Here is a 23,509-nt window from a genome sequence, read left to right as displayed (position 1 = left end):
ATGGGGAATCTCACACATTTCCACTTGATTTTATTTGTCACTCATTTTGGTGATTATTTTTTAAAAACAGTTGCCTCCCGGATTCCCATCGAAATAATATTTGGACCGCGGACGGGGCGCCAATCGGTATCCAATTGGGCGCAAGCCAAACACGTCTTGGAGGCGGGTCGGGTCTGACAACAATCATTTGTTTGATTAATCAATATTGCCCAATGCGCTAAGATTTCAATGTGCAATTTTTAACACACGCGGGCGGCCTCGTATCCTTGCCCGATCCGAGACCGCAAAGACTCTCGCCACTCCCGTTCGTATCCATATCCATGCCCATGTCTTGTCCTGTTCGCGCCGCCGGCTTACTCATCAGCGTCTGCATTAGCGCCCGCGCTGCGGAGCCTGTGAGTGTTGCAGTCGCTGCCGATCCAACACCGGCCGCTCCCGTGGCCAAGGTCGAAGTCAAGGCCAAAGTGGATGATTACGATCCCCGCCGGGATGATACGGCCGCCAAATCGGTTATCACCCAGCAAGAGATCCTTCGATATGGCGATACGAATATCTATGACGTGCTCAAGCGAGCGCCCGGCGTGACCGTTACCGGCAGCACCATCCGCATGCGGGGACTTGGCAGTGGCTATACCCAGATACTCGTCGATGGGGCGCGACCACCGCCAGGGTTCTCGATGGACGCTTTGGCGCCGGACCAGATCGAGCGCATCGAGATCATCCGCGCGGCATCGGCCGAATATTCGACGCAGGCGATCGCCGGCACGGTCAATATCGTCCTGAAGAAGGCTTCCAGCAAGTTCCAGCGGGACCTGCGGTTGAGTTCCAGCCGTTCGACAGAGCGGCGCAATGCGTTTGTCAACGCAACCCGCGCCGATCGCAGTGGCGATGTGTCCTGGGTCCTCAATGGCGCTTTCCAGCATAATTCTCAGGATGTGCCCGGCAGCCAGACCGACCGCTTCCAAACGCCCGACTCCACCGTCGTGCAATTGCGCGATTCCGAAAGCAAGTCGGCAGGCGACAATTCGACGGCGAGTATCCAGCCACGCCTGAATTGGAAGGTTGCCGCGGACGAGCAGTTGAATGTCAGTGCTAACATACAGGCTCAGCGAGGAAACAATCTTTACCAAAGCCGGAACGACAACCTGATAGGTACCTTTCCCGCCCCCGACTTTATCCAAGGGCACAGCCGTAACGACTTCAGCGGCGTGTTCGGCTCGATGGAGATTAACTGGATCACCAAGCTCTGGGGCGGGAAACTGGATGCCAAGCTGAATGCCTCCGATGGCCATTTTGATAGTGTCATCGACGTCATTTCGGCCACCGTCGACGATGCGCTCCAGTTGCGTCGCTTTCGCGACGGCCATACACGCTTCCCGAGTGTCGGCAGCAGTGGCAAATATACGCGCAGTGTCCTGGATGGGCACGCGCTGACCATGGGTTGGCAATACAGCCACGATGAGACGAAAGATACGGTCAAGCGCATCGAGGGCTATATCGGTGAGATGCCAGACCATATCAACGAATATTTCAACCCAGTCCTGAGCCGCAGGGCCGCATTCATCCAAGATGAATGGAACCTGACCGCCAACTGGTCGGCTTACCTGGGGGTACGCGATGAAGAGATCCGCACCACCAGCAAAGGAACCGGCTTAAGCCAATTCGCGTCGAGCAGCCGTGTGCTGAGTCCCATTGCACATACGCTGTATAAGTTCCCGGACCAGAGTGGTCGTCAGTTCCGGCTGGCCCTGACGCGTACTTTCAAGGCGCCGCAAACTTCGCAGCTGAGCGCGCGGCGCTGGGACGCAGATGTGAACACCCGTTTCACCCCGGACAGCAGCGGCAATCCGGCGCTGAAACCCGAACTGGCCAATGGCGTCGACCTGACTTATGAGCACTTCTGGACCCGGGGCGCGGTATTCTCGCTCGGGACTTCCATACGAAAACTGAGCAATTACATACGAAGCACGCTGTCACAGGACGCCCAGGGCCGCTGGCTGGTCCAGCCAGTCAACGATGGCAATGCTGTCGTGCGCACACTCGATATGGACGCCAAGTTTCCGCTCAAAGCCGTCTTGAGTGGAACACACATTCCAAACGTCGACTTGCGCTTCAATGTGAACCGCAACTGGTCCAAGGTGGATTCGGTGCCTGGACCGGATAATCGGATTGATGACCAGATTCCGTGGAGCGCCACCATCGGCGCCGACTACAAGGCGGATCGCATGACGATGGGTTTCAACTTTGCGTTGCGAGGTGGCGGGGGCGTGCGGATCTCGGAGGAGCAAAGCCGGCGCCTGCAAGCCCGCCGAGACCTGGACGCCTACGTGCAGTACACCATCCGCAAAGGGTTCGACGTCAAGATCTCGGTGGCCAATGCCCTGGGCGTCGATACCAGAAAGTATTCGCGCTACCAAAATGCCGATGGCGTAAGCGAGAGCTGGTCACGCACACCCTCGTCACTTGCGGTGCGCCTCAATGCCGGGATCCAGTTCTGATGCGGCGCAGGCTCACCGGGCCGGTTCCTGGGTGACGCGGGCGCGTCTCGGGCACGAAGACCTTAATACGCTGAGCCGTGCACTTTACAAGGCGTCGCGGGTGCTCAGTTTATGTCCGAACTCGGGCGGATTTAAATCGTGAAGAAGTTCTGATTTAAGTGACGACGGGAAAAATGGGAGAAGAAAAATACCTTTTGAGTCGATATGGCTTTGAAAGGGATGTCGGCATCCTACATTAATAAAATAAAAACTGTCTTCAATTTACTTTTGATCAATGTCGTGATTATTTCGTTTTGAATGAGCAGTTATTTTTTATGGTTGTAAAATTGTTCCGAAACTTCAGGCGAATGCATGATTGTACATCCGATGTGCGTGATGTTTGAGATCGCAAAGCGGTGAAAAATACCTTTCGCGAAAGTGCGCTGGTTTTAATTTGAATTAAAAAGCGATTTGACGCGCTTGCGCCCAGCGGTAGCTAAGTCGGCGAAGGATGATTTCCAATAATACTGCAAAGTGGTTTGGAATCTACGGGATCTTTTATATACCGCCGACTGGCGTGCGTGGCGCCGCAGCTGATGGCGCCCCCTGACGGTATCAATGATGGAGTATAGGATGGAAACGAGCACCTGGCGCGCTGTGATCGAGGATTGGCTGCTCAGTCATCTGGGCCGGCTTGAATTGCGGCCGCAGGAGCCGTACGAGGCGCGGTTGTTCAGGGTGAAATGCCTGAATGAAGCGGCGCTCTACCTGATCTGGCTCGATGCGTTGGAATTGGCTGCGACGGCGCAAGGCGCCCATCTGGGTGCACGCGTCACGCAGCTGTGCAGCGAGCCGCTGCTGGACTGGTGTTGTCGCTCGGCCGCGCGCAGCATGATGTGTGCGCACATCCTGGCGTATGCGCTGCGGCACCGGCCTCTTGGCGCGGCGCGCAAACTGCGCTTGCAGACGGCGATCGGCGGCCGCTTTTGCTGGCACACCGAAGTGGTGCCGTGCCGCCAGCTGGATTTGCTGCTGGCCTGCCAGTACGCGCATGTCGCACCGCCGGTTAGTGCCGAAGAGGTGTTGCGGGTGTCCAGCGTCAGGTTGCCGCCGTCAGCGATCCACAGCGACCGGAATGCTTTTTACGCGATGGCGGGCACCGTGATCTTCCGTCTTGCTGCCGGCGGCGCCATCGACTTGTCGCGAGATGAAAAGCTCGGTAGCGCAATCGAAGGGGGATTGTGCCGGGCCTTGGCCAGTTCGGACTTCGACCTCGGCGCCGAGCTTGCGATCTGCGCTTTGGCCGATCCGGTCTGCGACAGTCCTACCGTGTCGCTCCTGTTCGATGCGATTGTCGAGGAACTGGCGCGGACGGGCGTGGTGGGCAGTCAACAGCGGCCATCCGAATCGGAGGGGCGTTTCCTCACCAGATGTCCTGATGAAGAATGGGCGCGTTTCTACCATACGACCTTGGTGGCGGCCATGTTGCTGGCCTTTATGGAGCGGCGCGGCTTTGCCCGGGTCGCAGAACCGGACATGGCCGCGCGGAAACGACGCATGGGCGAGATATTGCGCTGCCTGCACGGCTACCAACTGCACAAGGCGCTGGCCGAGTTGGACGGGTTCTATCCGCAAGACAAAGTAGAGCTTGATCTGTTCGAGGAAATCTACGACTTCTTCGATTTCATTCGCACGGATGAGGGCCACTTCGGCTGTGTGACCGAAGAGCGAGAAGCCTTCGATGCACGATACCCGGGGGGCGACTTTGACGCCGAAGTGATGGCGCCCCTGGCCCGCGACGCGTCCCGATTTCTGAGCGCAAGAGAGGCGGTCTTGTCCCCGATAGCTGAAACTGAATGCTGAGCGCGAAAATGATAAATGAGATGCTGTCCCCTGCAAACGGCGCCCCCCTTGCCCAAGTACCGCTGATGGTGTTCGTCTTCAAGGTCACCGAGCGATGCAACCTTGTCTGCCCGTATTGTTATTTCTTTTTCAGTGAAGACCAGACGCATCGTGACCATCCCGCCATTGTTCCGATGGGCACGGTCGAAGGCATGCTCCGGTTCATTCACGACGCCATCGAACGGCATGGCGTGAAGACGGTGCAGATTTGTTTTCACGGCGGGGAGCCCCTGTTGCTCAAAAAGGCGTATTTCGAACGAGTCTGTAACACGCTTATTAACGAGCTCGGTGACAGATGCGAATTGCGGTTGACCGTGCAGACGAATGGTGTGTTGATCGACCGGGAGTGGGTAGAGTTGCTTGCGAAATTCAGCTTTTCCGTCGGAATGAGTTTTGACGGCGACGCGGAAGCGCACAACCGGACGCGGATTAACCGAAAGGGGCGCGGCACGTATGCCGAATCCGAGCGAGGCTGGCGGATGCTGCTGGACGCCGCCCACGCCGGTCGGATGCCCGTGCCTGGGGTGCTGTGTGTCGTCGCGCCGGGCCAGTCCGGGCGCCAGATGTTCCGCCATTTCATAGATAACTTGAACGTTCGGAATATCGATTTTCTTCTGCCGGACGTGACCCACAATTCCTTGAGCGCGACCAGGAAATTTGTGGAGCAATGCGGAGATTATCTGATCGAAGTCTGCGAAGAGTGGTTCAGCCGGGCCGACCCCGGGCTGCGCGTCCGCTTTATACGCGACATCACCAAGCCATTATTGGCGAGGCTGGATGAATCCATCCCTGCCGTGCTGCACCCGGAGGTCCGTCTTTTCACAGTCTCGTCGAATGGCGATTTAGGGCCGGATGACTCCTACCGCCCCCTTGCCATGCGCTTCCGGGATACGGGTTACAACATCGCCCGGCATCGTTACGCCGATTTGCAAACCAGCGAGTTTTACCAAGAAATGATGCAGGCGACGACGGCCTTGCCCGATGCCTGCGATGGATGTGTCTGGCGAGGCATCTGTCGTGGTGGTGAAAAAAAGCACCGTTTCTCCATCAGGAATGGCTTTGAGAATCGGTCGGTGTATTGCTCGGCACTGTACCGGTTGCACTCGTATATCTGTGCCCGGCTGGTGCAAGGAGGGATTCCCGCGGAGCGGCTGGACCAGCGCCTCCAGTATCTGGCTGAGATGAAGTCCTCCGCTTCGATGCATCATCCTGCTGCGGCGCCGTAGGACGGCATCGTGTTGCAGCGGCGCGCAAGTGAAATCGGTGTCCCAAGCCGTTGAGGATTTGTCGAGCGAGGGCGGTCATTTTGAAAACAGGGCGAATATGGGCAACTTGGTAGCACAGCACAAAAAACCAGCGCATCGGTACGCACACATCAGTGTGATTCTGAAGGTGACCGAGCGGTGCAACCTAGCGTGTCCCTATTGCTATTTCTTCTTTGGGGGCGACGAATCGTACAAGACGCACCCACCCCTGATGGGGGCCGTGACCGTAGAGCAGGTCATCCGGTTCGTCAAGGACATGAAGCAAGCGACCGGAATCAACCTGGTCCGGATCGGACTTCACGGTGGCGAACCGCTGCTGATGAAGCGGGCCGCCCTTCAGGCGATGTGCTCGGCCTTGCGCGCGGCCCTGGGGGACGAGCCTGAACTGACCCTGGTCCTGCAGACGAATGGTGTGTTGGTCGACGCGGGTTGGATCGACCTGTTTGAGGAACTGCGGATACGCGTGGGGGTTAGTTTTGACGGACCGCCCGAGGTGCACGACAAGACGCGGATTACGAAGGGCGGCGAGGGCAGTTATGCCGAATCGCTGCGCGGCTGGAACCTTTTGCGCGAGGCCGCGCTGGCGGGCCGGATTGAAGAACCTTCGATCCTGTGTGTGGTGGCCCCGAATCAGGATGGCGGCATGATTTTCCGTCATTTCGTGGAAACGATGAAGGCGAAAGCGCTGAGTTTCCTGCTGCCGGACCTGACCCATGATGCCGTCCCGCTCAATCGCGCGGTGATTGAAGGCTGCACCCGGTTTCTGCTCGGGCTGGCTGAGGCGTGGGCGAGCAGTACGGAACGGGGACTTTATGTGCGGCTCATTGATGAATTCGTTGGTCCGATTCTGAATGATGAATTGTACAAGCGTAAAGCCATGCTCTTTTCGCCCTCGCACCAGGTGTGTGTGTCGTCGAATGGGGAACTGTGCCCCGATGACGTGATCCGCACTTATTCTCCCGAGTTCGCGGAAACCGGCCTTACGGTCGATGGCCAAGGCTATGACGATGTGCTGGCGCACCCGGCCTGGCGCACATTGCAGGCTGCGCAAACAAGCTTGCCGGCCGCATGCCGGGGATGTGAATGGAGCGATATTTGCGGTGGCGGCCTGCTTCAGCACCGCTACTCGAGGAGGCGCGGGTTCGATAATCCGAGCATCTATTGCTCGTCTTTGAAAGCGCTCTACGAGTATCTGACTCGCGTGTTGGTCAACAGCGGATGTTCGCGGGACGACATGCAGGATCGCATACGGCGCCTCGCTACGAGGCACGAAGAACCGGTGGCGCAGCAAGGGTGTTGAGCTGGTGGATGAACACGATCCGGCGCCACGAAAGAATACAGGGGGCGAGCAACTCGTCGAGATGCGCGTCAGCCTGTTGTCGTTCCTGCTGCTTCGGCGGCGGGTTTATTTTGTCAAACCAAGGAGTTAGGATGTCTGACATTCTCAAAGCACTTGAAGCTGGAAAACAAGACTTTCACGCAAAAGTCGAAATCGACCGTCTCGCCGAGCTGGTCGAATCGCAGATCAGCAACGTGATCGGTGGCGGCTACAGCCAGTATGAAGCCAAACACAAAGAAGACCCGCCAAATTGATCGACTAGCAGTGCGGGGCGCGATCGATCTGCTACTACGATATTGAGTCCCGGATCATTGGTTCTGACTATCGAGAATGCGCCCCTCGCAGGCGTGTCGGGGCAACCCGACGCGCCTGCATTATCGGACATACCTCGGCACCAAACGGATATTTAGTGGACCAGCTGGCGGCAAAAATAGCGCCGTGCGCGCCCGGTTGGGAATCCTTCGCCTTCGTCATGGATTTACCCGTTCGCTGCAGGGAGGTTCATGCACGGTATTTGACCAGTTCACTTCTCATGGAGGGCTAATGACACATCCCTATCGGGCCTTTACACGCGCCCTGGAACGTGCCTGGCAGGTACCGGGCCGTTTCCTGCTGGCCTTGGCTGGCATGATCGGCATCGGTCTGATGGACCCAGCGCTGGTGCTTTACACCCGAGAGGTGGTCGACCAGTATTTCATGCGCGGCCAACAAGGTGGGCCGGCGCTCGGGATTTTGCTTTTTGCCTGTATCTACGCCTTGCGCGGGACGTTCGTGTTCGGTACCGGGCGCATCATGGCGGCCCTCGCGGCGGACGTCCTTGTGACTATTCAGAAGGACATGTTCGCGCTCAAGCGCAGGGGGGGCGGTGCCGATGGCGCCACCAGTCATCTGCTCATCGGCTTGCTCAGTGAAGCCAGGCAGTCGACCGATTTAATCGAGAAGGTGATTGTCAAGTACATCCGCAGCGGCTTTAATCTGCTGGCCTTGCTGGCCAGCCTGGCCTACCTCCAGCCCCTGGTCGCACTGATCTGTACGGCGATGCTGGTGCCAACTGCGTGGGTGTGTGCTCGGCTCGGCGCCCATTATGAGCGGGCGGCAGTGAACTATGTGCGCTCGAATCAGCAGATGCTGGCCCACTGTTCCGATGCGGCCAGCGCGGCCAGTTTGCTGGGGCGACTGTGTCTGAACCTGGAACCGCAGCACAGTGCCGCGCAAGGCCTCGCGGGAACCGTGGCCAGTCATTACCGCACGATGTATCTGCGGGCCGGGACGCTGGTGCCGTTGACCCAGATGTTTCTCGGTTTCTCGCTAGTGATGCTGATCTATCTCGTGCAGGCCGGGCTGATCGGCACGGACGCCGCCACGCTTGCGGCCATTGCGACCAATTTGTTTCTTTTGCACGCGCCCCTGCGCGACTTGGTGGAGGCGCATGCGGCCGTGTTGCGCGGCGCCGTGGGCCAGCGCTGGGTCGATACCGGGCACGGCGCGCCGGCGCGGCACAGCGCCGCGCCGGCAGGCGAGGACGGTGCGGCGGCGGTGCTGGAGGCGCGCTGGTTGGATGCGGCGGGCGGCGCGGGCCTGCTGGCCGTCGCCGCCGGTGCCATCACCGTCGTCGACGGCGTGCAAGGCATGGTCGTCATGCGCGCCTGCGAAGCGATCATGCTGGGCAGGCGGGACCCTTCCGTTGCCCTGCACTGGCGCGGCGTTGACTTGAGCGGCATGGCGGTCGACGCGGTGGCCGAGACCTGTTTTTATGCGAACAGCGCCGTGCCGTTGTACGAAGCCGACTTGGCGGCCAACGTCGCCTGCGATGCTAAACCCGATCCGGAGCGTGTCCGGTCTTCCCTGAGCGAGGCCGGTCTGGGCGAGTGGCTGGCAAGCTTGCCGGCGGGCATAGCAAGCCATATCGGCGCGCAAGGCATCCGCCTGTCGGGTGGACAGCGCCAATTGCTCGCCCTGGCCAGGGCGTTTTACTTGGGCCGGCCCGTGGTTATGCTCAACGATCCGACGAGCGCGCTCGATCCAGAGTCCGAACAACGTTTCTGCGACTCTCTGCGCAAGCTGGCCCGCAGCAGCGCCGTGCTGGTCTGCTCCCACCGCGGCGCCCTTCATGCCATCGATAACGCTCGGGAGGAGCGCCGCCATGCATATTGAACTACCTACTGCGGAGGCGCAGACCGGCGTGGCGGACCCCAACCCTGTGGCGCCGCCCCCGTGGCGCCGGTTCATCGCCACAGTCGTGCGGACGCACCGGGCTCTCCTGCTTAAAACCGGGGGACTGCTGCTCTTGGCCAGCAGCACTGACCCGATTATTCCGTGGTCCACCAAGATCCTGGTGGACGGGGCGGCGTCCGGCTTGCCGATGGCCTGGGTACCGGCCATCGTGCTGTTGGCCCTGGTCGGCAAATGCGTGGCGAGCTGTCTAGCGGTGCACAGCGTTGCCTTGCTGTCGACCGCGCTCATGATGGCGTTCCAGGCACCCTTGCTGCGCCGTCTGTTCGATACGCGCAAGGGGGGGCGCGAGGAGTCTCACCGCATGCTCGATCTCCTGACCTTTGAAATGCGTCACCTGACGGAATTCATCGATCGGTTTTCCAGTCGCTTTATCAAGAATCTGTGCACGTTTTGCTTCCTGATGGCATCGCTGGCATGGACGGCGCCCACTTACGTCTTGGCCGTTGTGGTGGCCCTGGGGCCGTTTGCCCTGATCCTGACCTGGCTCGGCGTGCGCGCATGGCATATCGGGCTCGGCCAACAGCGCGAAAGCCAGCGCCTGATCGGGCGCGTGTCCGGGTCCGACTTGCCGTACGGGCAACTGGGCGAACAGCTAGCGGCGCAAAGTTTCACGGGCATCCGGCGCCTGTCGATGCGCTACTACGACATCAATGCCTTGTCGCCCAATTTCACCCAAGCCCTGCTAGCTCTGCTGTTCGGCCTGATCATCCTTTATGCAAGCCAAGGCTATCAGCAGAACGGTTTGAGCAAGGGCGAGTTCGTCGGTTTCGTGACCACGCTGCTCATGCTCATGGGCCCGCTTAAGTACATCGCTGAGCTCACCGCCCCGATCGGCCGCGGCCTGGCCAACATATACCTGCTGCTTTTCTATGTCGGCGAGCTGCCCGACCGAGGCCAGGAGCAACACAAGCTGGCATTGGGTTTCCAGTTCGCCGGTCTGGATTACGCCATCCCGTATTCCATGCGGTCGCTGCGTGTCGAGACGATCCAGCTCTTGCCCGGCATGCATACGGCCGTGGTTGGGGCTTCGGGCGAGGGTAAGAGCACCCTGCTCGAAATCATGTTGGGTCAACGTCCGCCTGGCGCGCCCCCGGACATGCTGAATGGACCTGCGACGGGACCGGCGGACCTGCACTTGGCCGCAGCGGACCTCATGTACCTGCGCCAGGACGAAGAGGCGATCCCAACGGCTTACCTGGCTAGCCTGTCGCTGTTCACTGTGGACGAGGACCAGGACAGGGCACGCGAGGCCCTTTGCATCTTGGGGTTGCCCGCGCTTGCCGATGCCCTGACCGGACCGGAGGACCGCGCCAGGCTGACCGCGCTGTGTACCAGGCTCACGTACGCGGAGCAGCAGCGCTTGCTGATGGCCGAAGCGTATTTTTCTGATTGCTTGACTTATGTGCTGGACGAACCGCTTTCGGCGCTTGAACGTTCCGAGCGCGTGGCGCTGATCGCGAGGTTCCTGCTGCATAAGCGGGGCGCCACCGTCGTGTTCACCTCGCACGCGCTTCCGCCGCAACTTGCCGTGGACGCCGTTCTTTACGTTGCCGAAGGCCGTGTAACGCAGCGGCGTCCCGTGAACTCCGCCGCACTCAGGCCGGTACGGAAAGATCATGCGTAGCGCTCCGCATCGACAAGGAGCTCGGGCGACGGCTCGAACGACGTCCAACGCCACAGCTGACGCGGCGCGGGCACGCATTGCAGATCGATGCTGATAGCAACGGCGGCTTGGACCATCTTCGACGTTGGCGTTACTCTTGCGCAATAAATGCCGTTGACTTATGCTCGAGATGTCGAGAATGGTGGACCGGTTTGGTGAGCCCCGGTCAGCTCCAGATGAAACGGAGCCACAATCGAGCCCATGGGGGCCGCGGACCGCGACGGAAGGCGGACGTACGTCGTCTTCTCGTCGGAAGTTGGCCGCTTGCCGCCGTATTTTCCGTTTTCCGAGAAGCTTCGTTCGTCCTTCGCCGTGCCCCGGCATTGTCAACAAGGACGGATCATGTCAAATACTCCCGCTACCGAACGTCCCCCTGTCTTGATCATTGGCGGCAGCCTGGTCGGACTTTCCGCCGCAATGTGTCTCGCCTGGCGAGGGATACGGCCTGTCGGCGGCCTGGATGGCGCCGTGTTCGGTGAAGGCATACGGCAGCGTCTTCGAGAATTTCAGCTTGGCGAGGTGGTCGCAATTTGCGACCACCTCCTGTTTTTCAGCGGCGGTGAGCTGGAACAGGAAGTCGGCCGGAAATCGCTCCTGGTTGCGCTTGACCTGTTCGTTGAGTCGTTTGGTTGGCACGCCATACAGCTCGGCCAAGTCGGTGTCGATCATAATCTTCTGGCCGCGAATGAGCAGGATGCGGCTTTCGATGCGTGCCAGCGGCAGGGGCGGCGTGCTCATCGATTGGCTCCGTGAACCCTAATTTCGCGCTGTAGCTTCATGCAATTCCGGTTTGAAGCTGTGTCGTTTCTCTCACCCATGATGCGACCCTGAAGCGTAAAGCTTTAACCTAGCACTATTCGATATCCTGACCCATGTAGCTTATCAAGGCTTTGCCAACAAAAATTTGGAGGCTGAGTACGGAGTCAGTACGGAGTCCTGCGGAAGTTTCCGAGAGCTGGCGGGAGCCAGCTAACGCGGCTGTTCGCTATGAATACGGGCTTTGGAAGGCTCCCGCTGTCTCGTATTTGAGCATTCACACTGCAGGGGGCGCAAGTTGTTCCGGGAACAGTTCGAAGACGCCGGGATGGCGGCCGTCAACGGCGGCAGGTGAGCAGCAGCGTCGGGTCGCGCCACAGGCCGCACTGAAACCACAGAAGTGATTTGGATGGTTCCTCGAACAGCGGCCCCAGGGCGCCGAGCGCGCTGGTACTGTCGCGGTCTTCGGTGTCGAACACCGCCAGCGCCACCGCATCCCGCCCTTCCAGATACATCGACACCAGCAACCGGTCCACGCCCGCGCCGGGGAGCGACAACAGCGAGCAGACGATAATGGTCAACGCCGGCATGTCGGCAGCGGTGGCGACAAAACGGTTGGAGCGGCCCACCCGGGCCGCCTGCGCCGTCATGAGCAACGCGCCGGTGCCGATATCGTGCAAGTCACATGTCAGATGGTCGGCCCGGGTCAGGATGTTGCTCAGCAGGGGAAGGTCGGCCAGCACGGCGGTGTCGTCCAGCGGATTGTCGAGAAAGGACCACGGCTTGACGACCTGGCCATCTACGGTCTGTTCATTGCGGGCGCCGCCGAGCACCAGGTGTTGCAAGTTGCCCAGTTTGCGCAGCGGCTCCAGCGTGACGATCCGGTTACCGGAGCAGTTCAGGCCGTGCAAGCTGACCGCGCCGGCCAGTGGGGCCAGGCTGTCAATCGCGTTGTCAGCGATATTGAGGTCGCGCAGTCCGCCCAGGCTGGCCAGCGGCGAAATGTCAGTCAGGCGGGTTCCCGAGGCCGATAGTTGGATCACGCTGGAAAAGGTTTCCACACCGCGCAGGCTGTTGAAACTGGTCGAGTCGATCCGGATGTTCCGCAGCGGCGCTTCCAGAATGCGTGGCAAGGCCTCCAGGCTGGTGAAGCGGTTCGCCAGGCCGTCCATAATGTTGAGCTCGGTGACTTGCAGCGAGGCGCGCTCGGCTATCTGGGCATCGATGTCCGTGGCGCGGCGATCGAGCAGCTTTTCCAGCTCCGCGCCGACGAAGACGATGATCGCCATTTCGTCATACAGCAGTGCCGGATCGTGGCGCCGGTCCCACCAGCGTCCGAAGCTGGTCGAACTGCGCCGCACCAGCGTCGGCGGCTGAGGATCGTCGGCGGCGATGAACAACGCCGGTGCGATGGCGCCGGATGCCACGGCACGGCTGTGCGCCATCAGGTCGTTCAGCACCGCGCGGACGCGGTTCGCAAGAGCATCCAGCGCTTCGCGCGGGGGCACGCTGCTGAAAAACAGGTCCGCGCTGTCCGATTGCGCCAGGCCGATATCGCTGAGCATGGACCAGTAGCGCCGTTTGCGGGTCAGGCAATCGTCAAGCACGCGGCGCTTGTCGTCCGCCACCTCGGGCGGAGGGAAGGGCAGCGCCAGCGCCTCGTAGCTGAGCAGCTCGGCGGCCCAGGCCTGCGCGTGCTCGGCCACCTGTGCGGGGAAGGTGTCGATCAGCGCTCGGACCTGATCGGCGTCGATGCCGGGCAGGTGGATCTGGCTGCCGCGGCCGCCGACGATATAACTTTCGATCACCACTTCGCTGTGGGAGGAGGCGTCGGCGGTGGCGGTTTGATAGGCCGCCTTGAAGCCGCCGCCGGTTGCCAGGCCGTTATATTCCGCGTGCAGGGCGATGGCCAGCTTGCTCTGGTGTTCGGCGCTCGACGAGGTGATGCGCACCAGCACATGCATTTCGCCGCCGGTGTGCAAGGCATCGACGAAGCGTTCGCCAAAGGCGCTGAAAAACCCCGCCTCGTCGCCCGCCTGGACCAGCGGCTGGGCGCGCGCGTCGAGTGTGTAGCCGCTGCCCGAGCGCAGCGCGTTGCTGACAATGCAGGAGGCCAGGATATAGGTGGATTTGTTGTTGATCGCCTGCGATTGGGCAAACTCGACCTTGGCACCGGCGCTGAACAAGCCGTAGCGCGCGTCGACTTCGACGCTGGTATTGAGCGAGCGCTCCAAGCTGTCCTGCGTGCTGATCATCTGGAAGCGTGCCAGCACGCTCTGGGCGTCCGCCACCTGGTTTTCGCTGACACGGCCCACCTGCAGGGCCGTGCCCAGCCGGGTCAGCGTGTCGGCGCTGACACCCTGGCCGATCACGTGGCCATCGAAGGGCACGGTGATGCGCTTTTCGCCGGGTGCGGCACTCATGGCCGGTGCGGCGTCAATACCACGTAGGTCACGTTGACGCCGTCGTCCATCGTTCCTCGATAGCAGTCTTCCGCCAGGATGGGCGACGTGGTCAACACCGATGCCAGCACGCCGGCCACCGCCAGCGAAAATTCCAGTACGGCCGGCGCGCTTTCGAGCAGCGCCTCCTCCAGGGCTTGCTGGTGGGCTTCCGACAGCACCTCGTTGAGGAAGTCTTTGACCTCGGTCGAGGGAGGATTTGGCGCGCCGTTGTAAATGCTGACGTAGTAGCCATTTTGCCCGCGCGGGCTGACGGTAACCTGGGCATCGTCGCGGATCGCCTTGCCGCCGGCGGCTGTCGGAATCGGGATCAGCGTGCCGTCGGGATCGGGCGCGGATTCGAAGCGGGTGGTCTCGCTGGACGCAGGATTGGGGAGGGTCGGTTCGGGCATGGCAGCTTCCTTTGGAGGGGGGGAATGCTTGCAGGAGGATGCCATGATGCGGGCGCCGCGACGCTGCGGGAATCCCGCGTATGCGTTGCGTGATCGCGTGTTTGCGGGATAGGCCCGGGTTTTGTCGCAACAGCGACCCTTGCTCATCGGTTGCTATTTGGCGCACGCCGACGTGAAATTTCCCTGGGAGGCGGGGAGGATCCGGGACGTCCCCGGAGGTTTGCGGATGAGGTGGTGGTGCTCCGAGCCGGAATCGAACCGGCACGCCTTTCGGCGGCAGATTTTAAGTCTGCAGTGTCTACCAATTTCACCATCGGAGCGGCACAGCCCAATATTATGCCATGAACATGGCATAACTGCCATACCGGCCGGGCCGCGTCCGCTACCCGCCGCTCACGCGGCGGGCACTCCGCCGGCGGCGCGGCGCTCCCACGCCGGCAGGTTGACGCCCTTGATCAGCAGGTACAGGCAAAACGCGCTCTCGCCGATGAACGACGGCAGCAAGATGACGGGGAACAGCAAGTCCTGCAGCGGCGGGTACAGGACCATGGCGAAGCTGTTGACCAGGTAGCAGACGCCGGCCAGTTGCATCAGCAGGCCGATGGCCTTGGGGAAGTAGCCGGATTGGCGCATCAGGTGGCCGACGATCAGGCATTCGACGCCGAAGAACACCAGCGCCAGGCCGAACGCGTGGGCGTGGGCGACGATCGATTGGTAGGCCAGCAGGTGCAGCAGGCGCGGCTCGACGGTGTTCAGGTAGGCCGCGCCGGACAGCGGCGTGAGCACCGCGTGCAGGTGCAGCGCGCCGACGCTTTCGACCGCCAGCGAGACCAGGCCGAAGAACACCACCGCCAGCGCCAGGTGCTGGCTGACGGGGCGCAGCAGCACGTACCAGACCAGCGTCAGGCCGACGGCGCAGATCAGCAGCAGGTCCTGGCCGCCGACGCCGAGCCGCCACAGCCCTTCGGCCGCGAGGATGGCGCGCGCGGTCGCCTCGGGATCGCCGCCGACCACCAGTTTGCCCCGGATCAGCGATTCGCCCAGCAGGCCGATGACGATGATGACCAGATAGAGCAGGCCGCCGAGGCGGGCGCAGGACTGGATGGCGGGGGGGCGGGGTGCCGGCATGGATGCTCCTTGGATGGACGGGGTGGTTGAGCAGATTACCATGTTGTCACGAAGTAAATCTCACGCATTTCCACCACCGGCCGCGTCGCGCGCGCGCGATGATGTGGAAAACCAACGGATGAGCACGTGACAAAAATCAATCCGTGGCAAAAAAAGCGCCGCTGGCTATAATGGCGTTGCTTTACAGCAATCAAGACTCGCGTCTTTCCCCGGTGCCGCTTAGCCCACGCGCGCCGACCAGCCCCGTTATCGCGGGCGCCTCCGCAGCCCAGACTCGCTGCCTTTATATACGCCGGAACCGGCCCCGTTCGCACGACGGCGCGCGTTTCCGGTTTGGACAGCATCGTTTGCGAGGACCCGTCATGAACCGAATTTTCAGAGTCGTATGGAACGCCAGCGCCGGCGCGTGGCAGGCGAGATCCGAACTGGGCGGCGCCCGCGGCAAGCCCCGGCGCCGCCGCGCCGCGCGCGCCGCGCGCGCCGCGCTGGCGGGCCTGGCCGGGGTGGCGGCGGCGTCGGCGCTGGCGGCCGATTTGCCCACCGGCGGCGTTATCGTCGCCGGCCAGGGCGCCATCGCCGGCCAGGGCGCGACCATGACGGTCCACCAGGGCGGCGCCAAGCTGGCGATCGACTGGAATTCGTTCTCCATCGGCCAGGGCAACACGGTCAAGTTCGTGCAGCCGTCGGCCGCCGCCGTCGCGCTCAACCGCGTGCTGGGCGCCGAGGTGTCGCACATCCAGGGCGCGCTGACGTCCAACGGCCAGGTGTTCCTGCTGAACCCGAACGGCGTGCTGTTCTCGCCGACGGCCCAGGTCAACGTCGGCGCGCTGATGGCGTCGACGCTGGCCATGGGCAACCAGGATTTCGCCGACGGCAATTACCGCCTGCAGGGCGCCAGCGGCAACGCGGTCATCAACCACGGCAACATCGAGGCCGCGCCCGGCGGCGCGGTGGCGCTGGTGGCGGCGCGGGTGGTCAACACGGGCCGCATCACGGCCGAGCGCGGCGACGTGCTGCTGGGCGCCGGCGCCGACGTGCGGCTCGATCTGGGCGGGCCGGTCAAGCTGCAAGTGACGCGCGCGGCGCTCGCGGCGCTGATCGACAACAGCGGCGCCGTGCGCGCCGACGGCGGCACCGTGCTGATGAGCGCGAAGGCGGCCGGCGACCTGGTGAGCACGGTGATCAACAACACCGGGCTGGTGCAGGCGCGCACGCTGGCGACCGGCGAGCAGGGCCGGATCGTGCTGCTGGGCGACATGCACAACGGCCGGGTCGACGTCGGCGGCGCGCTCGACGCCAGCGCGCCGCACGGCGGCGACGGCGGCTTCATCGAAACCTCGGCGGCCGAGGTGGCGGCCGGGCGCGCGCTGGCCGTCAACGCCGGCGCCGCGCGCGGGCGCGGCGGCGAGTGGCTGATCGATCCGTACGACTACACGATCAACGCCACGGCGGCCGCCAACATCGGCAACGCCCTCAACCTGGGCACCAGCGTGACGCTGACCACGCAGTCGAGCAACGCCGGCTACGGCGGCGGCGGCGCCGGCAACGGCAACATCACCGTCGCCAGCGCGATCGCCAAAACCGGCGGCGGCGACGCGGCGCTGACCTTGCGCGCCGACCGCAATATTGTCGTCAACGCCGACATCGGCGCCACCGCGGGCAAGCTGGACCTGACGCTGAGCGCGGCCAACGCGGCCGGCGCCACCCTGGGCGGCGTCAACATCAACGCCAACGTCGACACCAACGGCGGCCGCATCCTGGTCGGCGGCGCCGGCGGCGCCGTGCTCAACGGCATCGGCTACGCGCTCAACCAGAGCGCCAGCCTGGGCGCGGTGGTGGTCGAACAAAACAAGACCATCGTCTCGCGCGGCGGCGACATCACCTTCAACGGCAAGTCGCTGGTGGGCTCGAACAACGGCAGCTATTCCGGCGCCACCGGCGGCGTCTACATCAAGTCCGGCGCCACCATCCTGTCGGGCACGGGCAACCTGTTCATCACCGGCGAGAGCGCCGGCGGCGTCAAGACCTTCGGCGTCGGCTTCGAGGGCAACGCCGGCACGCTCACCACCGTCGGCAGCGCGATCGGCGGCGGCGCCATGCTGCTCAACGCGGTCAACTCGACGGCCGGCTACGCCGCCGGCGTGCTCGAGCAGGGCGCCATCGGCCTGGTCGCCTACGGCAGCCGGGCGCGCGTGGCGTTCCAGGGGCCGTCCGTGGCCAGCTGGCTGGTGTTTGTCAACGGCGCGCCGCAACTGTCGGCCTACACCCAGGCGCCGCAGTTGTCCGACTGCGCCACGCCTTACCCCAACTGCGGCACGCTGGTCATTCCGGGCTCGAACAACAGCTATCTGTACGCCACCTACCGGGCGGTGAGCATGTCGACCACGCCGATCTACGTGATCCAGAGCGGCGCCGGCAGCAAGACCTACGACGGCAGCAACGTCGCCACCGGTTTGGGCTTCACCACCTTGGGCGGCCCCGCCGGCTTCTCGGTGGCGTCGCTGAGCCCGTCCGTGGTGTACACCACCAGCAGCAAGAACGCCGGCAGCTACGCCAGCCTGGCGCCCGGCGGCGCCAACCCGGCCAGCTATACGCCGGCCGGCGGCGCGACCACCTACGCGGTCGGCTATTTCAACACCGGCAGCTACACCATCGGCACCAAGGCATTGACGCCGGTGGCGGCGAGCAAGGTCTATGACGGCTCGACGGCGGCGGCGGTGACGGCCGCCGGCATCGTCGCCGGCGACAGCGTGACCTTGAGCGGCACGGGCGCGTTCGCCGGCAAGGATGTCGGCAACTACGCCGTCAGCGTGAGCAACATCGGCCTGGGCGGCGCGGACGCGGGCAACTACACCTTGGCCAGCACCTCGGCCAGCGCGGCCGCCAGCATCACGCCGCGCACGGTGGCGCTGAGCGCGGCCAAGGTCTACGACGGCACGGCCGACCTGGGCGGTTATGTGACGTTGGGCAACCTGGTCGCCGGCGAGGATTTGAGCTACTCCGGCGCCACGGCCAACAGCGCCAACGTGGCCGGCGCCAGCTATGTCAGCGGGGTGACGCTGGCCAACGGCAACGCGGGGCTGGCGGCCAACTATGTCTTGCCGTCGCTGTCGGCGGCCGGCGCGCGCAACGCGGCGTCGGTCACGCCGAAGACCTTGACGCTGACCGGCCTGGCCGCCGCCGACAAGACCTACGACGGCGATACGACGGCGTCCTTGAGCGGCGGTACGCTGCAGGGCCTGGTCGGCACGGAGACGGTGGGCTTTTCCGGCCAAATCGGGACGTTCGCCGACCGCAACGCGGGGACGGGCAAGGTGGTGAGCGTGAGCGGGGTGGTGCTTGCCGACGGCACCGGCCTGGCATCGAATTACCAGCTGGCCGCGCCGTCCGCGCTGGCCGCGTCGATTTTGCGCAAGGCGTTGCTGGTGAGCGGCACGAGCGTTGCCGATAAAACGGAAGACGGCACCACCACCGCCAGTTTGAACCACGCCGGTAGCGTGAGTGGCGTGGTCGGTGGGGACAATGTGAGCGTGGACGGCAGCCAGGCGTCGGCCGACTTCGCGCAGGCGACGGCCGGCACCGCCGTGGCGGTCAACGTCAGCGGATTGGTATTGGCCGGCAATGATGCACAGAACTACAGCATCACCGGCAACGCTACGACGAGCGGCAATATCTTAGCCGCGCCGGTGCCGGTGCCAACGCCAACGCCGACGCCAGCCCCGACGCCCGTGCCAGCGCCAACGCCGGCACCAACGCCAACGCCGGCACCAACGCCAACGCCGGCACCAACGCCAACGCCGGCACCAACGCCGACGCCAGCGCCGACACCAGCGCCAGTGCCAACGCCGACACCAGCGCCAGTGCCGACGCCAGCGCCAACGCCAACGCCAACGCCGGCGCCAACGCCAGCCCCGACGCCAACGCCAGCTCCGACGCCAACGCCAACGCCAACGCCAGCACCAGCGCCAGTGCCAACGTCGACACCGACACCGACACCGACGCCAGTGCCAACGCCGACACCGACGCCAGTGCCAGCACCAGTACCGACGCCAGCACCGGTGCCAGCACCAGTACCAGTACCGACGCCAGTACCGGCGCCAGTGCCAGTGCCAGCACCAGTACCGACGCCAGCACCAGTACCGACGCCGGCTCCAGCGCCAGCGCCGAGCCCGACGCCCGTGCCGGTAGTGATCGAGGCCCCGGCGCCGGTACCGGCACCGACTCCCGCCGTGCAAGCCTCGCCGCTACCGGTGGTGGTCGCCGCGCAGGCGGTCAACGCGGGCATGCTGAGCGGGGTGACGCCGACGCTGCCATCGCTCAGCGTCGGTGGACTCAACTACACCGCCGTCGGCGACGCCGGCGCCACGCCAACGGCGCCGCCGGGGGCTGCGGCCGGCGGCGAGCGCCTGCCGGCGACGCAGGGCCTCGGCGCCGGGCGCGACGTCAAGTTCCTGAGCGTGTTCGTGGTGTCGGGCGGCATCCAGATGCCTCCCGCCGCCGTTGGCGCGAACGCAACTGCGTCCGCGCCGGACGCCGCCAAGTGACGCTAAAATGAACCAGCCCCATCAAGCTTTGAAAGCCCACATGAGACCAGCTTTGACTCTTCTGGCGGCCGCCGCCGCCGTGATCGCCGCCGGCCCGGCCTGGGCGCAGCAGCGGCCCGACGCCGGACTATCGCTGCAGGAGAACGGCGCCCGCGCGCTGCCGCCGCCGGCGCCGGCGGCGCCGCCACCGCTGCCACCGGCCGCGGCGGCCACGCCGGTCGCGCCCGGCGGCACGACGGTGGTACTGGAGCGCGTGACCATTTCCGGCAACTCGCTGTTTTCCGAGCCGGCGCTGCTCGCGGCGCTGGGGCCGGTGGCCGGCCAGCGTTTCGACTTCGCCGGGCTGAGCGCGCTGGCCGACCGCGTCTCGAACTTTTACCGGGCGGCCGGCTATCCATTCGCAAGGGCCTATCTGCCGGCCCAGGACCTGCAGCGCGGCGCGCTGACCATCGCCGTGCTGGAGGGCCGCTACGGCGCCATCGTCGCCCACGGCGACGCCGACCTCAGCGCGGCCGGCCAGCGTTTCCTGTCGCCGCTGCGGCCGGGCGCGGTGATCGAAAGCCAGGCGCTCGAGCGCGTCACGTTGATCCTCGACGACCAGCCGGGCGTCAAGAGCACGCCGGTCGTCAAGCCGGGAACGGAGGTCGGCACCGGCGACCTGGCGGTGGAGGTGCGGCGCGCGCACCGCTACGCCGGCGAGGTCGGGTTCGACAACGACGGCAACCGCTACACGGGACGGCGCCGGGTCCACGCCAATGTCGACGTCGACAGTCCGCTGACCCTGGGCGACCAACTGGCGCTGCAGGGCATGTACACCGACGAGCACATGTGGTTTGGCTCGGCCAGCTACGCGCTGCCGCTGAACGCGTCCGGGCTGCGCGGGCGCATCGGCTACACCCGTTCGTACTACGCGCTGGCCGACAGCTTCGCCAGCCTCGACGCCACCGGCACGGCCGACGTGGCCAGCGCCGGCCTCAGTTATCCGTTGATCCGTTCGCAGCGCCGCAACCTGAGCTTGTCGGGCAGCGTCGAGCACAAGCGCCTCAACGACCGCCAGGGCGCCACCGGCAGCAGCAGCGACAAGGCCAGCGACGCCGTGCCGCTGGCGCTCAATTTCGACGCGCGCGACGCGCTGCTGCGCGGCGGCGTGACCTACGGCGCCGTCAGCTGGACGCCGGGCCGGCTGCGGCTCGACGGCGCGCTGGCGCGCATCGACGCGGCCAGCGCGCGCACGGCCGGCCGCTTCAACAAGGTCAATCTCGATCTGGCGCGGATCCAGTCGGTCGGCGAGCGCGTCGACGTGTACGGGCGGGTGTCGGCGCAGTGGGCCAGCAAGAATCTCGATTCGTCGCAGAAGTTCGGCCTGGGCGGTCGCAACGGCGTGCGCGCCTATCCGAGCGGCGAGGGCTATGGCGACAGCGGCGCGCTGGCGCAGCTCGAACTGCGCTACGCCGCCGGCGCCTGGCTGCCGTACGTGTTTGCCGACGCCGGACGCGTCAAGGCCAACCGCGAGCGCTGGAGCGACGCCGGCGCCGACACTCGCCGGCTGGGTGGCGCCGGCCTCGGCCTGCGCTACGGCGACGGCGCGCTTACCGGAACGCTGATCGTGGCCTGGCGCACCACCGGCGGCGCGCCGGTGTCCGAGCCGGGCAAGGGGCAGCCGCTGGCCTGGGTCAACCTGGCCTACCGCTTCTAGGACCTAGGGCGCCTGGTCCAGCTTCAAGGCCTTGGCGACGTCGTCCCACGCCACGTACTTGAAGTTCTGCGCTCCGTCCGGCAGGCGCTTGTAGCCGTCCTGGATCACCAGCATGCCGTGGGCGTACGGGCCGCCGAAGTTGGCCGAGCTGACCTCCAGCCCGTCCGTCTCGGAGGTGCCGTCGATGCCGGCGGCCAGGTTGTAGCCGACCCGGAAGCTGCCGCGCACGCGGTAGGGCGCCTTGGCGTCGAGCACCAGGTAGCTGTTGTCGCCCTGGCTCGAGACCACCAGGTAGTCGGCCCTGGCGCCGTGGTACAGGCCCATGCCTTCGACGTCGGCCACCAGTTGGGGGCCGACCGGCATGACCATGCTCAGCTTGGCCGGGGCGTCGGCGCGGGCCGAGACGGTCCACACGCCGCGCTTTTCCTCGCCGAGGAACAGGCGCGCGTTGCGGTCGTCGACCACGCAGCCCTCCGGCTGGCTGGCGACCTTGAAGCGGCGCAGCAGCCGGCCCGCCATGCCGTTGCCGTCGGCGCCGGCCTCGATGCGGTACTGCAGGAAGCTGCCGTCCTTGTCGTTGATGAACGCTTCCAGCCCGCCGTCGGCCGGGCGGTACAGGCACATGCCGTAGATGTCGTTGAGCCCGGTGGCGAAGGCGCCGGCCGGCGTCACCTTGCCGCCGGCGTCGATGGCGAACAGCATCACGCTGTTGTCGTCGCGCCGCGTGGCCACCGCCACGTCGAGCGCGCGGCCGCCCACCGTGACGCCCTGGCGCACGTCGACGTTGTTCAAACGGCCCACCTCCAGCAGTTGCAGCTGCTTGCCGTCCAGGTCGTACACCAGCAGTCCCTGCTTCTTGTTGGTGCCGAGGATGCGCGCGCCGGCCGGCTCGGACGGGTGGCGCCAGATGGCCGGATCGTCGGCGGCGTCGCCCTGGCGCGCCACCGGCTCGGTCTGCCCGCGCGGCACGACGATGGCCTTGGCGATGGGCTTGCTATTTACCTGGTCCTGTTTGACGGCGTCGCCGCGCCGCAGCAGTTTGCGGCCCGGCCCGCCCTCGGCCTCGGCGTTGTAGGCCCACAGGCCGACTTTCGCCTCGTCGATCAGCAATTCGTTGGTGTCGTCGTCGACGCGGCAGCGTTTGGTGTGCGGCGGCAGCGCCAGCCGGCGCACCAGCCGGCGCTGGTCGCCGTCCATCAGCCATTGCTCGGCCTGGCCGTCCTTGCCGATCATGAACACGTGGTCGATTTGCTGGGCGTCGCGGTACAGGCACGACGCCTCGATGCCGAACGGCGGCGCCGGGAACGGCGCTTGCGCCGACAAGGTGCCGGCCGCCAGATCGACCAGCACCGGCACCACGTGCTCGTTGTTGGCGTCCATCACCACGGCCAGCACGCCGCCGTTCTTCGCTTGCGCGCGCGTATCGAGTTGCTTGGCGCGCACCGGCAGCCGCGCGCGCTCGTTGCCGGCGGCGTCGAGCAGGTGCAGGCCTTGCCTGTCGATGCTGAGCCAGCCGCCGTCGGGCAGCGCCGCCAGTTCGCCGGCCTTGGCCGCCAGGCCGGGCAGGGCGGAGGCGCCGGCCGGATGCGCCAGCGCGCCGCACGCGGCCAGCGCGCCGAAGAGAATACCGTTGAAGATCGTTGTTTTCAT

Annotated in this window: 14 protein-coding genes and 1 tRNA gene; 9 read left to right on the top strand and 6 right to left on the bottom strand. The window is 64.5% G+C overall.

What is annotated here, in order from left to right; translation table 11 throughout:
- Positions 1 to 395 precede the first annotated feature (395 nt).
- The 7 genes from JOD97_RS12930 to JOD97_RS12900 all read left to right on the top strand — a co-directional run bounded on the left by JOD97_RS12930 (position 396) and on the right by JOD97_RS12900 (position 10,842).
- The gene (locus JOD97_RS12930) at positions 396 to 2,498 is read left to right on the top strand and encodes a TonB-dependent receptor domain-containing protein (protein ID WP_209718057.1); all 2,103 of its coding nucleotides are present in this window, start codon (positions 396 to 398) and stop codon (positions 2,496 to 2,498) included.
- 612 nt (positions 2,499 to 3,110) lie between these two features.
- Entirely contained in the window at positions 3,111 to 4,340 is a 1,230-nt protein-coding gene (locus JOD97_RS12925) for a hypothetical protein (RefSeq protein ID WP_209718054.1), read from the top strand.
- A complete protein-coding gene (locus JOD97_RS12920) occupies positions 4,334 to 5,605 on the top strand; it encodes a radical SAM protein (protein WP_209718051.1) in 1,272 nt (423 codons plus the stop codon). Before JOD97_RS12925 ends, JOD97_RS12920 begins: the two co-directional genes overlap by 7 nt.
- A gap of 28 nt (positions 5,606 to 5,633) precedes the next feature.
- Positions 5,634 to 6,944, top strand: a complete 1,311-nt coding sequence (locus JOD97_RS12915) for a radical SAM protein (RefSeq protein ID WP_209718048.1) — start codon at positions 5,634 to 5,636, stop codon at positions 6,942 to 6,944.
- 131 nt (positions 6,945 to 7,075) lie between these two features.
- Positions 7,076 to 7,237, top strand: coding sequence for a hypothetical protein (locus JOD97_RS12910; protein ID WP_209718045.1), 162 nt, complete (start codon positions 7,076 to 7,078; stop codon positions 7,235 to 7,237).
- Between the two features lie 289 nt (positions 7,238 to 7,526).
- Entirely contained in the window at positions 7,527 to 9,137 is a 1,611-nt protein-coding gene (locus JOD97_RS12905; RefSeq protein ID WP_209718042.1) for a hypothetical protein, read from the top strand.
- Positions 9,127 to 10,842 carry an ATP-binding cassette domain-containing protein gene (locus tag JOD97_RS12900; protein WP_209718039.1) on the top strand — a complete coding sequence of 572 codons (1,716 nt, stop codon included), beginning with the start codon at positions 9,127 to 9,129 and terminating at the stop codon, positions 10,840 to 10,842. Before JOD97_RS12905 ends, JOD97_RS12900 begins: the two co-directional genes overlap by 11 nt.
- Positions 10,843 to 11,226: 384 nt before the next feature.
- Here JOD97_RS12900 and JOD97_RS12895 read toward each other — a convergent pair whose 3' ends face one another.
- From JOD97_RS12895 to JOD97_RS12875, 5 genes are all read right to left on the bottom strand, one after another.
- Positions 11,227 to 11,619 carry an ORF6N domain-containing protein gene (locus JOD97_RS12895; RefSeq protein WP_229264427.1) on the bottom strand — a complete coding sequence of 131 codons (393 nt, stop codon included), beginning with the start codon at positions 11,617 to 11,619 and terminating at the stop codon, positions 11,227 to 11,229.
- 356 nt (positions 11,620 to 11,975) lie between these two features.
- Positions 11,976 to 14,060 (bottom strand): leucine-rich repeat domain-containing protein, encoded by a 2,085-nt coding sequence (locus JOD97_RS12890; RefSeq protein WP_209718036.1) that lies wholly within the window; start codon positions 14,058 to 14,060, stop codon positions 11,976 to 11,978.
- Entirely contained in the window at positions 14,057 to 14,491 is a 435-nt protein-coding gene (locus tag JOD97_RS12885; RefSeq protein ID WP_209718033.1) for a hypothetical protein, read from the bottom strand. Before JOD97_RS12885 ends, JOD97_RS12890 begins: the two co-directional genes overlap by 4 nt.
- A 235-nt stretch (positions 14,492 to 14,726) precedes the next feature.
- Positions 14,727 to 14,811: transfer RNA gene (locus tag JOD97_RS12880), tRNA-Leu, on the bottom strand.
- A gap of 73 nt (positions 14,812 to 14,884) precedes the next feature.
- Entirely contained in the window at positions 14,885 to 15,619 is a 735-nt protein-coding gene (locus JOD97_RS12875; RefSeq protein ID WP_209718030.1) for a DUF4386 domain-containing protein, read from the bottom strand.
- 362 nt (positions 15,620 to 15,981) lie between these two features.
- On the opposite strand from JOD97_RS12875, the gene JOD97_RS12870 reads away from it, so the two are divergent.
- A complete protein-coding gene (locus tag JOD97_RS12870; protein WP_209718028.1) occupies positions 15,982 to 20,163 on the top strand; it encodes a YDG domain-containing protein in 4,182 nt (1,393 codons plus the stop codon).
- Between the two features lie 40 nt (positions 20,164 to 20,203).
- The gene (locus JOD97_RS12865; protein ID WP_209718025.1) at positions 20,204 to 21,859 is read left to right on the top strand and encodes a ShlB/FhaC/HecB family hemolysin secretion/activation protein; all 1,656 of its coding nucleotides are present in this window, start codon (positions 20,204 to 20,206) and stop codon (positions 21,857 to 21,859) included.
- A 3-nt stretch (positions 21,860 to 21,862) separates the two neighbouring features.
- Here the strand turns inward: JOD97_RS12865 and JOD97_RS12860 are convergent, their stop codons facing one another.
- Complete coding sequence (locus tag JOD97_RS12860; protein ID WP_209718021.1) at positions 21,863 to 23,509, bottom strand: phytase; 1,647 nt, start codon at positions 23,507 to 23,509, stop codon at positions 21,863 to 21,865.

This window comes from Duganella sp. 1411 (assembly GCF_017833525.1).
GTDB lineage: Bacteria > Pseudomonadota > Gammaproteobacteria > Burkholderiales > Burkholderiaceae_D > Rugamonas.
The sequence above is the reverse complement of the archived record's forward strand: the minus strand, read 5'-3'. Positions and strand labels throughout refer to the sequence as shown.

Excerpts from the sequence above, each read along its gene's own strand:
- JOD97_RS12925 (WP_209718054.1), top strand. The coding sequence starts at position 3,111 with ATGGAAACGAGCACCTGGCGCGCTGTGATCGAGGATTGGCTGCTCAGT.
- JOD97_RS12920 (WP_209718051.1), top strand. The coding sequence starts at position 4,334 with ATGCTGAGCGCGAAAATGATAAATGAGATGCTGTCCCCTGCAAACGGC.
- JOD97_RS12910 (WP_209718045.1), top strand. The coding sequence starts at position 7,076 with ATGTCTGACATTCTCAAAGCACTTGAAGCTGGAAAACAAGACTTTCAC.
- JOD97_RS12905 (WP_209718042.1), top strand. The coding sequence starts at position 7,527 with ATGACACATCCCTATCGGGCCTTTACACGCGCCCTGGAACGTGCCTGG.
- JOD97_RS12900 (WP_209718039.1), top strand. The coding sequence starts at position 9,127 with ATGCATATTGAACTACCTACTGCGGAGGCGCAGACCGGCGTGGCGGAC.
- JOD97_RS12895 (WP_229264427.1), bottom strand. The coding sequence starts at position 11,619 with ATGAGCACGCCGCCCCTGCCGCTGGCACGCATCGAAAGCCGCATCCTG.
- JOD97_RS12890 (WP_209718036.1), bottom strand. The coding sequence starts at position 14,060 with ATGAGTGCCGCACCCGGCGAAAAGCGCATCACCGTGCCCTTCGATGGC.
- JOD97_RS12885 (WP_209718033.1), bottom strand. The coding sequence starts at position 14,491 with ATGCCCGAACCGACCCTCCCCAATCCTGCGTCCAGCGAGACCACCCGC.
- JOD97_RS12875 (WP_209718030.1), bottom strand. The coding sequence starts at position 15,619 with ATGCCGGCACCCCGCCCCCCCGCCATCCAGTCCTGCGCCCGCCTCGGC.
- JOD97_RS12870 (WP_209718028.1), top strand. The coding sequence starts at position 15,982 with ATGAACCGAATTTTCAGAGTCGTATGGAACGCCAGCGCCGGCGCGTGG.
- JOD97_RS12865 (WP_209718025.1), top strand. The coding sequence starts at position 20,204 with ATGAGACCAGCTTTGACTCTTCTGGCGGCCGCCGCCGCCGTGATCGCC.
- JOD97_RS12860 (WP_209718021.1), bottom strand. The coding sequence starts at position 23,509 with ATGAAAACAACGATCTTCAACGGTATTCTCTTCGGCGCGCTGGCCGCG.